Annotated in this window: 13 protein-coding genes; 8 read left to right on the forward strand and 5 right to left on the reverse strand. The window is 71.3% G+C overall.

From position 1 onward, the window contains the following. Nucleotides 1-2: 2 nt before the first annotated feature. From pruA to JYK02_RS01060, 4 genes are all read right to left on the reverse strand, one after another. Entirely contained in the window at nt 3-1,658 is a 1,656-nt protein-coding gene (pruA, locus tag JYK02_RS01045; RefSeq protein ID WP_207047987.1) for an L-glutamate gamma-semialdehyde dehydrogenase, read from the reverse strand. A gap of 131 nt (nt 1,659-1,789) precedes the next feature. After that, a complete protein-coding gene (locus JYK02_RS01050; protein ID WP_207047988.1) occupies nt 1,790-2,188 on the reverse strand; it encodes a response regulator in 399 nt (132 codons plus the stop codon). A 148-nt stretch (nt 2,189-2,336) separates the two neighbouring features. Beyond that, a complete protein-coding gene (locus tag JYK02_RS01055) occupies nt 2,337-2,630 on the reverse strand; it encodes a hypothetical protein (protein ID WP_207047989.1) in 294 nt (97 codons plus the stop codon). 121 nt (nt 2,631-2,751) lie between these two features. Further along, nucleotides 2,752-3,417 carry a S1 family peptidase gene (locus JYK02_RS01060; protein WP_207047990.1) on the reverse strand — a complete coding sequence of 222 codons (666 nt, stop codon included), beginning with the start codon at nt 3,415-3,417 and terminating at the stop codon, nt 2,752-2,754. Nucleotides 3,418-3,768: 351 nt separating this feature from the next. Between JYK02_RS01060 and JYK02_RS01065 the strand changes: the two genes are divergently transcribed. The 7 genes from JYK02_RS01065 (at nt 3,769) to JYK02_RS01095 (ending at nt 11,530) form a co-directional block, all read left to right on the forward strand. Next, nucleotides 3,769-7,419, forward strand: coding sequence for a serine/threonine-protein kinase (locus tag JYK02_RS01065; protein ID WP_207047991.1), 3,651 nt, complete (start codon nt 3,769-3,771; stop codon nt 7,417-7,419). 30 nt (nt 7,420-7,449) lie between these two features. After that, the gene (locus JYK02_RS01070; RefSeq protein WP_207047992.1) at nt 7,450-8,127 is read left to right on the forward strand and encodes a 2-hydroxychromene-2-carboxylate isomerase; all 678 of its coding nucleotides are present in this window, start codon (nt 7,450-7,452) and stop codon (nt 8,125-8,127) included. Continuing rightward, on the forward strand, nt 8,124-8,774 hold the full coding sequence (locus JYK02_RS01075) for a hypothetical protein (protein WP_207047993.1): 651 nt from the start codon (nt 8,124-8,126) through the stop codon (nt 8,772-8,774). The genes JYK02_RS01070 and JYK02_RS01075 overlap by 4 nt, the downstream gene beginning before the upstream one ends. 75 nt (nt 8,775-8,849) lie before the next feature. Beyond that, nucleotides 8,850-10,046 carry an acetyl-CoA C-acetyltransferase gene (locus tag JYK02_RS01080; protein ID WP_207047994.1) on the forward strand — a complete coding sequence of 399 codons (1,197 nt, stop codon included), beginning with the start codon at nt 8,850-8,852 and terminating at the stop codon, nt 10,044-10,046. Nucleotides 10,047-10,059: 13 nt separating this feature from the next. After that, nucleotides 10,060-10,275 carry a hypothetical protein gene (locus JYK02_RS01085; RefSeq protein WP_120523727.1) on the forward strand — a complete coding sequence of 72 codons (216 nt, stop codon included), beginning with the start codon at nt 10,060-10,062 and terminating at the stop codon, nt 10,273-10,275. 191 nt (nt 10,276-10,466) lie between these two features. Further along, nucleotides 10,467-10,664 (forward strand): hypothetical protein, encoded by a 198-nt coding sequence (locus JYK02_RS01090; protein ID WP_207047995.1) that lies wholly within the window; start codon nt 10,467-10,469, stop codon nt 10,662-10,664. A 134-nt stretch (nt 10,665-10,798) separates the two neighbouring features. After that, nucleotides 10,799-11,530 carry a DUF1751 domain-containing protein gene (locus JYK02_RS01095; RefSeq protein WP_207047996.1) on the forward strand — a complete coding sequence of 244 codons (732 nt, stop codon included), beginning with the start codon at nt 10,799-10,801 and terminating at the stop codon, nt 11,528-11,530. Nucleotides 11,531-11,532: 2 nt separating this feature from the next. Here the strand turns inward: JYK02_RS01095 and JYK02_RS01100 are convergent, their stop codons facing one another. Further along, nucleotides 11,533-13,173: a sigma 54-interacting transcriptional regulator gene (locus JYK02_RS01100; protein WP_207047997.1), complete on the reverse strand. Its 1,641-nt coding sequence runs from the start codon at nt 13,171-13,173 to the stop codon at nt 11,533-11,535. 144 nt (nt 13,174-13,317) lie between these two features. On the opposite strand from JYK02_RS01100, the gene JYK02_RS01105 reads away from it, so the two are divergent. Beyond that, nucleotides 13,318-14,193: a DODA-type extradiol aromatic ring-opening family dioxygenase gene (locus JYK02_RS01105; RefSeq protein WP_207047998.1), complete on the forward strand. Its 876-nt coding sequence runs from the start codon at nt 13,318-13,320 to the stop codon at nt 14,191-14,193. The last annotated feature ends 33 nt before the right edge of the window (nt 14,194-14,226 follow it).

Consider the following 14,226-nt stretch of genomic DNA (forward strand, 5'->3'; position numbering starts at 1 on the left):
AACTAGATGGCCCCTTCCTTCGGGTCGCTGTCCATGAACGGGTAGGGGACCTTCACGGGCGGCGCGAAGTTCTCCTTGATGGTGCGCGGGCTGCTCCAGCGGAACAGGTTGATCATCGACCCGGACTTGTCGTTGGTGCCCGAGGCCCGGCTGCCGCCGAAGGGCTGCTGGCCCACCACCGCGCCCGTGGGCTTGTCGTTGATGTAGAAGTTGCCCGCCGCGTTGCGCAGGCCGCTCATCATCTGCTCGATGGCCTTGCGGTCGCGCGCGAAGATGGCGCCCGTCAGCGCGTAGCTCGCGGACTGGTCGCACTCCTTCAGCGTCTCCTCGAACTTCGCGTCCGGGTAGACGTACACGCCGACGAGCGGCGCGAAGATCTCCTCCGTCATGATGCGGTGGCGCGGGTTCGTGCACTGCACCAGCGTGGGCTGCACGAAGTAGCCCTCGCTCTTGTCCGTGCCGCCGCCCGCGACGATGGAGGCCTCGCCGCCGGACTTCGCCAGCTCGATGTACGAGGACACCTTCTTGAACGAGCGCTCGTCGATGACGGCGCCCATGAAGTTCCGGAAGTCCGCCACGTCGCCCATCTTGATTTCACCGATGAGCGCCTGGAGCCGCGACTTCAGCTTGGGCCACAGGGACTCCGGCACGTAGACGCGGCTGGCCGCGGAGCACTTCTGGCCCTGGTACTCGTAGCCGCCGCGCACGATGGCGACCGCGAGCGCCTCCAGGTCGTCCGCCGCGGACGGGTGCGCGAAGATGAAGTCCTTGCCGCCCGTCTCACCCACCAGCCGCGGGTACTGCTTGTAGCGGCCGACGTTCTCCCCCACCGTCTTCCACAGGTTGTTGAACGTGGGCGTGGAGCCGGTGAAGTGGATGCCGCCCAGGTGGGGGCTGGCCAGCACCGGGTTGCCCACCGTGGGGCCGTCACCGGGCAGCATGTTGATGACGCCGTCGGGCAGGCCCGCCTCGCGCAGGAGCTCCAGGCCGTACCACGCGCTCAGGGCCTGCGTGGAGGAGGGCTTCCACAGCACCACGTTGCCCATGATGGCGGGCGACACGCAGAGGTTCAGCGCGATGGACGTGAAGTTGAACGGCGCGATGGCGAAGACGAACCCGTCCAGCGGCCGGTAGTCCGTCATGTTCCACGTCTGCGGCGAGTTCTCCGGCTGGATGGCCAGGATCTGCTGCGCGAAGTGGACGTTGTAGCGAAGGAAGTCGATGAGCTCACAGGCCGCGTCGATCTCCGCCTGGTGCGCCGTCTTGGACTGGCCCAGCATGGAGGACGCGTTGAGCAGCGGGCGGTAGCGCGTGGTCAGCAACTCCGCGGCGCGCAGGAAGATGGCCGCGCGCGCGTGGAAGGGCATCCGCGCCCAGTCCTCCTTCACGCTCATGGCGTTCTGGATGGCCTGCTCCACGTGGCCCGCGTCGGCCTCGTGCAGGGTGGCCAGCACGTGCTGATGCCGGTGCGGCATGCGCACGGTGTCCGTCTTGCTGGACTTCACGTGCTTGCCGCCGATGACGACGGGGATGTCGATGCGCTCCCCGCTCATGCGCTTGAGGGTGGACTGGAGCTCCGCGCGCTCGGGGGTGCCGGGAGCGTAGGAGAGGACAGGCTCGTTCTTGGGAGCCGGGACGCGGGGAATGGCGTTGAGCACGCGGTGACCTCGGGACGAGAGGAAAGGGAAGGTTCGGGCAAGGTATAGCCCTCCCGGTGTCCCAGGTCAGTGACAGAAGCGTGGGGCGTCCGCGCCGCGACACAGGCGCGAGGCCTGGACGGCCGTCCGGCTCAGCCCTCGCCCGCGGCCTTGGCGGTTTCGCCCCGGGCACGCTGCAGCACGGCATGCAGCTGCGCGATGAGGTACGGCGGCTTCACCGGCTTGACCAGGTACGCATCCGGCTGGGGCTGCCCGGGCTCCAGGTCCGCGCGCGGTGCGTAGCCGCTGACGAACACCACCGGCAGGTGCGCCAGGGCGGGCTCGGCGCGCACGCGGCGGCACAACTCGTAGCCGTCGATGCCCTCCATGTTCACGTCCGACAGGAGCACGTCCGGCGGCTGCGTCAGCGCGTGCGCGAGCCCCGTCTCCCCATCCGCCGCCACCGTGCAGTCGAACTCACCCGACAGCAGCAGCCGGAGCGTCTCGCGCATGGTCCAGGAGTTCTCCACGATGAGGACCTTGGGCTTCACGGTGCATCGACTCCCGGGGCGGCAACGACGGACGGCAGGGGGAACGGCGTGCACAGCATCCCCCCGCCGTGCGCACCGGGCAAGAGGTCCCCCCTCACCCGTGAGAATTCACGAAAGCCTCCACCTCACGGGTTTGCCGCCAACGCCCCTAACTCTCGGGCGGCGGATTCAGGAGCCCGCGCCGGGAAACCTCGGAGTCCGGCTCCTCGTCGCCCCGCGCCTCGCGCTCGGGCACCTCTTCTTCCCGCCACTCCGCGCCGCGCTCCACCTGCGCCTCCCAGGCGGTCTCCTCCAGCGGGCCGGGGTTGACGTCCTCCCGGGCGGCGGCCCGCGAACGCTCCCGGGCGAGCTCGGCGGCGCCGCGGTCCAACGCGTCCTCCATCTGCCCCCGGTTGCGCGGCTGGAAGTTCTTGGAGTCCAGGATGTCCTTGTCCGAAGCCATGGGTGTCACCTCCGACGGGAAGGTGGGATGCGCGGCGGCGGGCGGGCAATGACGGCCCGTGCAGAGGCCGCCTGCCCGGCCGTCCAGGTGCGGAAAGGGCGGGGTGCGCCGTCTTCCCGCGTCAGCGCGGCGCGGAGGCCGGCCGCCGGGCCAGGGGCTGCGCGTCCTGCCGTGACAGGCGCTCGATCTCCGGCGCCACGTCCCCGGTGGGCGCGGCGATGCTGCACCGGGCGCCGCCATGCACCAGGCCCACCACGCGCTGCTGCTCGTCCACCAGCGGCGCGCCAGAGTCTCCGGGGACGCCGTGCATCGTGGTGAAGAGCGCGTTGGGCACGTCCGGCAGTGACGGGCAGCGGCCCCAGCGCTCCACCATCACGCGCTGCGGTTCGCCGGGCCGGTCGTGGCGTCCGGTGAAGACGAGCATGGCGCCGGGGATGGGCAGCCCCCGGGCCACCTCCAGCGGTGCGACAGGCGCCTTCGCCTCCAGCTCCAGTACCGCCATGTCCCGGCCGCGATCCACGAACACATAGCGGCCCGACAACTGCCGCCCGTCCTCGAAGTTCGTCCGCTCGTTGCCCGCGTCCGGTGCGACGCAGTGGGCCGCGGTGAGGACGTGGCGTCCCTGGCCCACCACCACGCCCGCGCAGTGGCCGTCGCCCAGCGTCACCGTCGCGGCCTCGGCCTTCGCGATGCCCTCGAGTTCATCCGTCCCGGACTGGCCGCAGGCCATCCAGGCCGTCACGGCCGCGAGGCCCACCGTGGCGCCGCCCCACTTCCATGCACGCATGCCGCTTCCCCCTCCTCCCGGGGCGACGGGCCCACGGGCTTGGAGCAAGGGTGTGCACGCGGACGGGCGCGTCGTGGGAGCGGGTGTGGAAGTGGCTCCCCAGCAGGCGTCCGGGCACGCCTGCCGCGAGCGCTTCCAGCAGGGCGGTGAAACAGGGAATGCAAGCAGCGGGAGCGCACCTGCTCGGATGTCCCGGAGGCGGTGTCACTGAAACGTGCTATTCCTCCGACGTCTGGATTCTGCAAACCGGACCCTGGCCGGAAACGGCCAGCCCTTTGGCTCGTGAGCGACGACGAGAAGACAACGGTACTGGATGAGCGCACCCGCCCTCCGAGCACGTGGGGTGAGCGGATGCGTACGCCCATCACGTTGCCGGGCTCGGGCGTGGGCGAGCGCCGCTCGCTGATTCCCGGCGTCATCGTCACCGGGCGCTACCGGGTGGACTCGCTCTTGGGCGAGGGCGGCATGGGCCGCATCTGGCTGGCGGACGACCTGCAGGAGCGCCGCCGCGTGGCGCTCAAGGAGATGCACGTCCCCTCGGAGCTGTCCGCCGCGAAGGTGGAGGAGCTGGTGCTGCTGTTCCGGCACGAGTTCTTCGCGATGAAGAAGCTCCAGCACCCGTCCACGCTCAAGGTCTTCGACTGGGGCATGACGGAGGCCGGCAACCGCTTCATCACCATGGAGGTGGTGGGCGGCAAGGACCTGAGCTCGCTGGTGCATGACGCGCCGCTGGACACGCGCACGCTGTATCGCGTGCTGATTCAAATGGCGCAGGTGCTCGCGTTCATCCACTCGCGCCTGTACGTGCACTGCGACATCAAGGCCAGCAACGTGCGCATCACCGAGTCCGGCGCGGTGAAGCTGATGGACTTCGGCGTGATGCACCAGCTGGGCACGCCCAGCCCCGGCAAGCTGAAGGGCACGCTGGAGTACCTGGCGCCGGAGTGGCAGCGGGGCGCGAGCATCGACGGCCGCGCGGACCTGTACTCGCTGGGCGTGATGGCCTGGTACCTGGCCACGCGCAAGTTGCCCTTCAAGCGCGCGAGCCCCGCGGTGCTGCTCGCGGACCACCTGACGCGCCCGGCGCCGCGCCCGTCCACCATCTGCCCGGTGGATCCGCAGCTGGAGGAGATCATCCTCCTGTTGATGGCGAAGGACCCGCGCGAGCGCTTCCAGGACGCGGGCGAGCTGCTGGAGGCGCTCTGCCAGGCCAGCGGCGAGCCCGTGCCGGAGGAGTCGCTGTCCGCGCGCGCCAGCTACCTGCACGTGCCGGAGGTGGTGGGGCGCGAGGCGGAGCTGGAAGGGCTGATGAACGGCCTGGCGGAAGCGGACTGGGGCCAGTCGCGCGCGGTGCTCGTGGGCGGGCCCGCGGGCGTGGGCAAGACGCGGCTGCTCCAGGAGTTCGAGCTGCAGGCGAAGCTGGCGGAGCTGCCCTTCGGCCGGGGCCAGTGCCGCGCGGAGGGGCTGTCCCCGCTGGCGCCCGTGGCGCAGGCCCTGCGCTGCCTGGTGCCGCACACGCCCTCGGAGCTGATGGACCGGGTGAAGGCCCCGCTCGCGCGCCTCTTGTCGTCGGACGTGTTCGACGGCGACCTGCACGAGCAGCTTCCGCGCGACAGCTCCGATGAGAAGACCGCCTTCTTCGAGGCGCTGTCGGAGTGGACGCGCACGCTGGGGGGGCGGCAGTCCTTCGTGCTGTGCTTCGAGGATCTCCAGTGGGCGGACAGCGCGTCGCTGGAGGCGCTCAACGTCCTCATCCGCGCGCTGCACGGCACGCGCGGCATGGTGGTGGGCACGTTCCGCTCGCAGGAGCTGTCGCGCCTGAGCCTCGCGTTCCAGACGGTGGATGAGAAGCTCACGTCCCGCGTGGACCTGGAGCCCCTGTCCGCCGAGCACGTGGCCACGCTGGTGGAGCTGGTGCTGCCGGGGCTGGACGTGCCGGAGGGCTTCGTGCAGCGGCTGCACGCGACCACCGGCGGCAACGCCTTCTTCGCCACGGAATGCCTGCGCATGCTGGTGGAGGCGGGCGCGCTCAAGCGCGTGGGCGGACGGTGGGAGGCGGAGGAGGGGCTGGGTACGCGCAGGCTTCCGGCGAGCATCCAGGAGGCGGTGCTGGTGCGTCTGGCCAGCGCGCCGCCGGAGCAGGTGGCGCTCCTGCGCAAGCTGGCGCCCGCGGGCCGGATGCTGGACCTGCCGCTGTTGCGCGCGCTGTCGGGCCTGCCGGAGGCGGAGCTGTTCGCCGTGCTGGACGGCATCGTGGAGCGGCAGTTCCTCCAGGACGTGGAGGGCCGCTACGTCTTCACGCACGACACCGTGCACCAGGCCGTCTACGACAGCACGCCGGAGGCGGAGCGCCGGGCCCACCACGGCCGGGTGGCGCGCACGCTCCAGTCGCTGCCCTCCGAACGCGCGGGCGTGGTGCGCGCGGTGGGCTGGCACTTCGCGCGCTCGGACGCGCCCGCGGAGGCCATCCAGCCGCTGCTGGAGGCGGGGCACGCGGCCATCGAGGCGGAGGCGCTGCTGGAGGCCACGCTGCTCCTGAAGGAGGCGGCGGCGCTGCTGGAGTCCGCGCCGGACTACCCGGGGCGCTCGGAGCAGCTTTTGCGCACGTGGGTGTCGCTGGTGGAGGTGGGCTACTCCAGCGACCCGCCGACGTCGGTGGCGTACGCGGACCGGCTCTTCGCGCACTGGGCGGCCACGGTGGACGTGGCGTCCGGACGGCGCGAGGCGCTCTCCCGGCTGGAGTCCGCGCGCACGGCCACGCCGGCGGAGCGCGAGGAGCTGTTGATTCCGCTCTTCCGCGAGGTGGCGGCGGACGCGCGGATGACGCCGGTGGATGTCTTCTGGAAGCGCTCGGAGCTTGAAATCCTCCAGGGCATGGCACTGGCCATCCTGGGGCGCACGGACGCGGTGGAGGCGCTCATCGCGCGCGTGGCCGCGGAGCACCCGGAGGACTCGCCGTACCGGGCGGGGCTGTCCGTGGCGCGCTCCACGCTGAGCGCTTACACCGGCCAGTGGGCGGGTGGGGTGGCGGACCAGCGCAGGCAGGTGCAGCGGCTGCGCGAGTTCCGCGACGCGGTGGGGCGCCCGCCCCGGCGGCTCGCGTGGGCGCTGGGCATGGGCGGCTACCTGCTCAACGTGAACCTGGCCCTGCGTGGCGAGCCGCTGGACGAAGAGCTGCACAAGGACGGGCTCCAACTGGCCGAAGCCCAGGGCTTCACGGACGTGCGCGCCTACCACCTCTTCGCGCAGGTGGCGCGCGCGGCCTTCACCGGCGACGGCGCCGCGTTCGCGTCCGCGCTCGCGCAGAAGACGGAGCTCATCCGGCGGCTGGGCAGCCCCCGGCTGATGGAGCGCAACCTGGCCCTCTTCACGCCGCCCTACTACCTGGAGCGCGGCGAGCACGAGCTCGTCGCCGCGGTGGTGTCGCGCGGCGAGGCGCTGTCGCGCGTGCTGCCCGAGGACCGCTGGCTGCGCGCGCACGTGCTCGTGTACCAGGCGTGCCGCGACGTGCTCTTCGAGGACGCGGGCGCCGCGCGCGAGTCCCTGCCCCGCGCGCTGGAGGCCGCGCGCCAGGGCGGCCTGCGCATGGAGACGCTGGTGCACGTGTACCAGTCGCGCTTCGAACGCGACCAGGGCCGGCTGCCCGCCGCGCTCGCCGCCGCCGAGGCCGCGCTCGAGCGCGCGCTGGACCCCCGCTTCGCCAACCCCTGGGACGAAATCCTGGCCCGCCGCGCCCTGGCGCCGCTGGTGTCACAAGAGGACGGGGACGCGCACCTGCGCCGCGCGCGCCTGCTGGCGGAGTCCACCGGCAACGTGCTCCAGATGGGGCTCGTGTACCTGCAGCACGCGGAGCGCTACGGCACGCCGGAAGAGGTGATGCGGGAGCTGGAGATCGCCGAGCGGGCCTTCACCACCGCCCGGGCCACGCACCTCCAATTGCTGGCCCAGTCGCTGCGCGGCCCGCTGTCGCGCCAGCACGAGGACGTGAAGCAGAGCGCCTGACGGCCGGGTCGTGCATAGGATGGGGACACCATGGCCTCCTCCCCCCTGCGCTTCTGCCTGGACTACCTGTCCCCGTACGCGTACCTCGCCTGGCTCCGCATGCCCGCCATCGCGGCCCGGCACGGCCGGGAGCTGGAGCCCGTGCCGGTGCTGCTCGCGGGGCTGCTCAACGCCGTGGGCTCCGTGGGCCCGGCGGAGATTCCCGCCAAGCGCGTCTACGTCTTCAAGCAGACGTTCCGCATCGCGCACGAGCAGGGCGCGCCCTTCACCCTGCCGCCCTCGCATCCGTTCAACCCGCTCCTGTCCTTGCGCGTGACGGCCGCGGTGGACGACGTGGCGGAGCGCACGCGGCTCACCACCGCGCTCTACTCGGCCGCGTGGGGCCAGGGCCGGGGCATCGAGACGCCGGAGCAGGTGGGCGCGGTGCTGACGGAGGCCGGCTTCGACGCGCAGGCCCTGCTCGCGCGGGCGCAGCTGCCGGAGGTGAAGGACCGCGTGCGCAAGAACACCGAGGACGCTCTGGCCCACGGAGCTTTCGGCGTGCCGTCCGTGCTGGTGGACGACGAGATGTTCTGGGGCGTGGACTCGCTGGGCCACCTGGAGCGCTACCTGGAGGGCCGCGACCCGCTCACCCCCGGCGAGCTGGCGAAGTGGACGAATCTGCCCGCCACCGCCAACCGGCGCCCGGAAGGAAAGCCCCGCCCGTGAACGTGCTCGGGCAGCTGGGGGTGGCCGTCGCGGGGCTGGTGCTGGCCGGCGTGCTCCTGTTCCTCAACTTCTGGCGCGCGCTGCTCTACCTCTTTCCCCACACCGTCCGCGTGGAGCCGGAGGCCCCGGCGGACCAGATGGACCTGCCGGACGGGCTTGGCCCCCTGGCCGGCCAGCTCCAGGCGCTGGGCTTCACGCCGCTGGGCAGCCACGAGGAGAAGCCGCTCCTCCAGAAGGCCACCCGCTCCTACGACTGGGCCCACGCGGGCGAGCGCGTCTTCGCCACCCTCTACGAGGGAGCCGACCTCTTCCCCCGGCTCTACCTGCTCACCCCCCTGGCCTCCGGGGGCTTCGTCGTCACCGCCAGCTACCGGCGCCCCGCGCTGGACGTGCCCGGCTACCGCTCCGGCTCCCTGGAGGACGCCGCACCGGAGCGCCTGTTGCGCGCGCATGTGCGACGACTCGAGGGGTTGGAGCCGGCGGGCCCCGAGGGCTTCACCTGGGAGGGGCGCGTCCAGACGGCGCGGGCCTGGTACGCCGGTTTGGGGCGCAAGGAAATCCGCCGCCAGAACCTCCAGGGGCTGTTGTGGACGGCCATCGCGCTTGCCATCGTCGCCAGCGCCTTCCTGGGACGGCGCGCGGGCTGACGGCCCCCCGGACGCTTTTTCCGTGTCACGTCGTGCGTGCACCGCGCGCCCCGGAAGAGTAGGGAGACGAGCACCATGAAGAGCGTGTCCAAGAACGAGGAAATCTACTTCCTGTCCGGCAAGCGCACCCCGTTCGGTACCTACGGCGGCAGCCTCAAGGACCTGAGCGCCACCGACCTGGCCGTGGAGTCCGCGAAGGCGGCCCTGGCCCAGGCGGGCGTCTCCCCGGAGCAGATCGAGCACGTGGTGTACGGCAACGTCGTCCAGACGAGCGCGGACGCCATCTACCTGCCGCGCCACGTGGGCCTGCGCACGGGCGTGCCGGTGCCGGTGCCCGCGCTGGGCGTCAACCGGCTGTGCGGCTCCGGCTTCCAGGCCTTCGTCACGGCCGCGGAGATGATGCTGACGGGTGGCGCGGAGAGCGTCCTCGCGGGCGGCACGGAGTCCATGAGCCAGGCGCCCCACGTCATCCGCGGCGCGCGCTGGGGCATCCCGCTGGGCAAGGGCGGCCTGGAGGACATGCTCTGGACGGCCCTCACGGACAGCTACACCGGCCAGGCCATGGCGCTCACCGCCGAGCAGCTGGCGGTGGACTACGGCCTCACCCAGGACGACGTGGACCAGTACGCCGTCCTCACCCAGAAGCGCTTCGCCGCGGCCCAGGAGTCCGGCCGGCTGGCGGATGAAATCGCGCCGGTGACGCTCAAGGGCAAGAAGGGCGACACGGTGGTTTCCAAGGACGAGCACAACCGTCCGGAGACCACGGTGGAGGGGCTGCGCAAGCTGCCCAAGGTGTTCAAGAAGGACGGCGTGGTGCACGCGGGCGCGGCCAGCGGCATCTGTGACGGCGCGGGCTCCATGGTGATGGCCACCCGGAGCTTCGTGGAGAAGCACGGCCTGAAGCCCGTGGCGCGGCTCGTCAACTGGGGCGTGTCCGGCTGCGACCCGAAAATCATGGGCATTGGCCCCGCGCCGGCCATCCGCAACCTGCTCAAGCGCGCGGACGCGAAGCTCACGGACGTGGACCTCTTCGAGGTCAACGAGGCCTTCGCGCCCCAGTACCTGGCGGTGGAGAAGGAGCTGGGCCTGCCACGCGACGCCACCAACGTCAACGGCGGCGCCATCGCCGTGGGCCACCCGCTGGGGGCCTCCGGGGCGCGCATCACCATGACGCTCGCGTACGAGCTCAAGCGCCGGGGCGCCCGCTATGGTATCGGGTCCGCCTGCATCGGTGGCGGCCAGGGCATCGCCGTGCTGATCGAGGCGCTCTAGGACGGGACGTGAGATGAGCAACGAGGTGGACGCGAAGACGGCCCGCGAGCGGGCCAAGGCCATCGCCGAGCAGCGCCGTGCCGAGCGCCGCAACCGCAAGCGCCGCTGCGTGGTGTGCGGCGTGGAGGAGAGCGACAAGACGCCCCTGACGGCCCACCCGGAGGGCATCGGTCCCGCCTGCAAGGACGAGATCACCTGTCAGACGCGCCGGGCCGCCGCCGGCCGCTGAAGCGCCGGGGCCCATGCCCACCCTCTTTCCGCCGCACTGTCGGCGGGTGGACGGTGGGCCGGGCCCCGCGCGTCACGGGCCTGCCCTCCAGGGCGAAGGCGCGCTCCCGGGCCGGATTGTCGGGCCCGTTTCTTGATGGCGCCCGCGACTCGGGGTAAACATTTGTAATCTCTGGTGACACGAGGGTTGGAATGGGCGTTATCAGCTTCACGGGAGTCAAGGTGTTCTCCACCACGCTCGCGCGCGATCGCGAGAACATGGGCGAGAACATCACCAAGTGGCTGAAGGAGAACTCCTCGGTGGAGGTCGTGGACAAGATCGTCACGCAGTCCTCGGACAAGGAGTTTCACTGTCTGACCATCACGCTCTTCTACCGCCACAAGGCGTAGGCACCGGCTCCAAGGCTGGCGAAGGCGTGGGATGCGAGGGCGCTTCTCCCGGGTGACACCTGGGTGGGGCGCCCTTCATCGTTTCTGGATTTGGGGTTGCGGACCGGGCGGTGTTCCACCACCTTTGGGCCTCTATGCGACCCATGCGGGGCTTCAACCGGGGAGGCGGCGGTTTCGGCGGCGGCTTCCCGGGCCTGGATTCGATGGCCGCCAAGCTGGCGGTGGCACTGGTGGCGTTCTCCGCGCTGTTCCTGGCGACACGGGGAGGGCAGGGTGTGCTGCTGCTGCTCAACCCCCGGGACGTGCTGGGGCTGCGCGTGTGGGAGCTGTTCACCTACGCGTTCATCGCCACGGATCCGCTGGGCATCGTCTTCGGCGGCATCATCATCTGGTCCATCGGCGGCTTCCTGGAGTCCACCTGGGGTCCCCGTCGCCTGTTGATGGCGTCGGTGGGCATCACGGTGCTCGCGGGCCTCATCACGGTGCTGCTGTCGCTCGTGATTCCCATGGCCAGCCTCTACGCCGGCGGCACGGTGATGACGACGGTGCTGTGGGTGGCGTACGGCCTGGTGATTGGCCGGGGGCAGACGAACTTCTGGGGCATCCCGCTCACGGGCAACTGGTTCGCGGCCATTGGCGCGGGCTTCACCGTGCTGCGGCTGCTCACCGCGCCGGCCTGGCAGGTGCTGGCCCCGGAGCTCATCAGCCTGGTGCTCGTCTTCGCGTACGTGCGCGGCGCGAGCCCCAAGCGGCTGATGCTCCAGTTGCAGCACTGGCGCCTGCAGCGGCAGCTGCGTGACCGCTCCAAGCACCTGCGCGTCGTGGACCGCAACCGTCCGCCGGACCGCGACCAGTACCTCAACTGACGCTAGTGCGCGGCCTCCGGGTGGCCGTACTGCTTGAGCTTCCGGTAGAGCGTGGCCACCCCGATGTCCAGCTGCTCCGCGGTGCGTGAGCGGTTGCCGCCGTTCTGCGCCAGCACCGCGAGGATGTACTCCTTCTCCATGTCCTCCAGCCGGCGCGGGTTGCCGGTGGGGACCAGCGGGGGCGGCGCGGCGCGCACCTCTTCGGGCAAATCGTCGCGCTCCACGCGCGGGCCCTCGCACAGCACCACCGCGCGCTCGATGGCGTTGCCCAGCTCGCGCACGTTGCCCGGCCACGGGTAGCGCAGGAGCTGATCCGCCGCGTCCGGGGACAGGCTCGTCACACGCCGGCCCAGGCGCTCACCGGCCTCCGCCAGCAGCAGCCGCGCCAGGGGGAGGATGTCCTCCTTGCGCTCGCGCAGGGGCGGGATGCGCAGCTCGATGACGCGCAGCCGGTAGAAGAGGTCCTGGCGGAAGCGGCCCAGGCGGACCTCCTCGGACAGCTCGCGGTTGGTGGCGGCCACCACGCGCACGTCCACCTTGCGGCTGGTGTTCTCGCCCACGCGGCGCACCTCGCGCTCCTGCAGGGCGCGCAGGAGCTTCGCCTGCATGGCGGGGGGCACCTCGCCCACCTCGTCCAGGAAGAGGGTGCCGCCGTGCGCGGCTTCGAAGAGGCCGGGCCGGTCGTGCGTGGCGCCGGTGAAGGCGCCCTTCGCGTGGCCGAACAGCTCGCTCTCCAGCAGGCCCTCCGTCACCGCGGCGCAGTTCACGGCGATGAAGGCCTTGGGCGCGCGGCCGGACTCGTCGTGGATGAGCCGGGCGATGCGCTCCTTGCCCACGCCGCTCTCGCCGGTGACGAGGATGGTGGTGTCCACCTTGGCGGAGCGCCGCGCCAGGTTGAGCACGCGCTGCATGGCCTCCGCGCGGGCCACCATGCCGGCGGGGTCCTCCGTCACGCCGGACACGCGCGCCAGCGACTGCCGCTTCGCGCGCAGCTTGCGCTCCGCCTGCCGCAGGGCTTCCGTCACCTGCCCGAGCACGCCCTCCATGCACTGCGTTTCATAGAAGCGCAGGAACTCCGTGCACTCGCTGCTCCACTCCTCCTCGGGGCGGCCCACGATGTGGCAGAGCGCGTCGCCGTGGCCCACGCACTTGAGCTCCGCGCAGTAGATGGGTTTGTTGTTGCAGTAGCTCAGGTAGCCGGACGCGAAGCCGGTGAGGCTCCAGCACACCGGCTGGTCCGCCTGTCCCAGGTGGAGCAGGTGCTGCTCGGCTTCATAGGAGTCGCGCCACTGGGCTTCCGCGAAGGGCTCCGGGCCGTCCTTGTCCGTGCGCTCGATGCGCTCCACGCGCACCTGGCCCATCAGCGTGTGCAGCCGTCCGCCCGCGCGGCGCCACTCCGCCTCGTCCGTCCACGGCACCGCGGTCTTCATCGCCTCCGCCGTGCGCCAGCCGTGCGCGTAGCCCAGCCGCGTGAAGATGCCGCGCGCGGCCGTCATCCCCAGCATCCCGATGAGCTCCTTGCGCAGGAGCCCCAGCGCCACCGGATCCATCAACAGCGCGCGCTGCCCGGCGAAGCGGATGACCCCGCCCTTGGGCTCGAACGCGAGCAGCTCCCTCAAGTCCAACCCTTCCAGACCCGCCACGGTGTCTCCCAGTGCCTTTCAGACTGATGCACCTTCCTATCAATCTGAGAGGCGTTTTTCAGGGGCGGAAAGCGATTCCCCGTCATTTCATGGGGTTATCGTGTCGGGTGCGCTGGTCCTGGGGTTGCAGTACAAGGCGCCACGATGGCTTCCGGGGTGGACAGACGCGAGGTGCTGCAGGGGGTGGCGGCCGCCGGGGTGGCGGGGGTGATGGGTCCTGGCCCCTCGGTCGCCCGGCAGGTGGCGCCGGCCCTGTTCGTCTCGCACGGCTCGCCCATGACGGCGCTGGACGCGGACGACTACCCCCAGGCGCTCAAGCGCTTCGGTGACGGCGCGGGCGCGGTGAAGGCGCTGGTGGTGGTGTCCGCGCACTGGGAGACGGACGCGCGCGTGCACGTCACCGCGATGGCCGCTCCGCCGCTCGTCTACGACTTCTACGGCTTCCCGGAAGCGATGTACCGGCTGCGCTACGCACCGCCCGGCGCGCCGGCCCTGGCGCAGGACGTGGTGGCGCGGCTGTCCGCGGCGGGCGTACCCGCGGTGGGGGACGCCGAGCGCGGGCTGGACCACGGCGTCTGGGTGCCCCTGCTGCATGCCTTCCCGGAGGCGCGCGTGCCCGTGGTGCAGGTGGCGCTGCCGGCGGACGCGACGCCCGCGCAGGTGGCGCGCATGGGCGAGGCGCTGCGTCCGCTGCGCGCGGAGGGCGTGCTGCTCATGGGCAGCGGCGGGGTGGTGCACAACCTGCGCCGGGTGAATTTCAGATCCAAGCTGGCGTCCGTGGAGCCATGGGCCGCCGAGTTCGATGCGTGGGTCGCAGGAAAACTTGCCGCACGCGACTTCATCGGGCTTCAGTCGTGGATGGACGCACCGAATTCGCGGGTCGCGCATCCATCCGCCGAGCACTGGCTGCCCATCTATTTCGTCCTCGGAGCTGCCCTCCCCGAGGACCGCATCACCCCCGTGTTCGAGGGCTTCCATCACGGAACCTTGTCCATGCGCAGCTTCGCGCTGCGCGCCTGAACCTCGCAGTCCGCAAACTCCAAGGAGTCACAC

Source organism: Corallococcus macrosporus (assembly GCF_017302985.1).
Taxonomy (GTDB): Bacteria; Myxococcota; Myxococcia; order Myxococcales; family Myxococcaceae; genus Corallococcus; species Corallococcus macrosporus_A.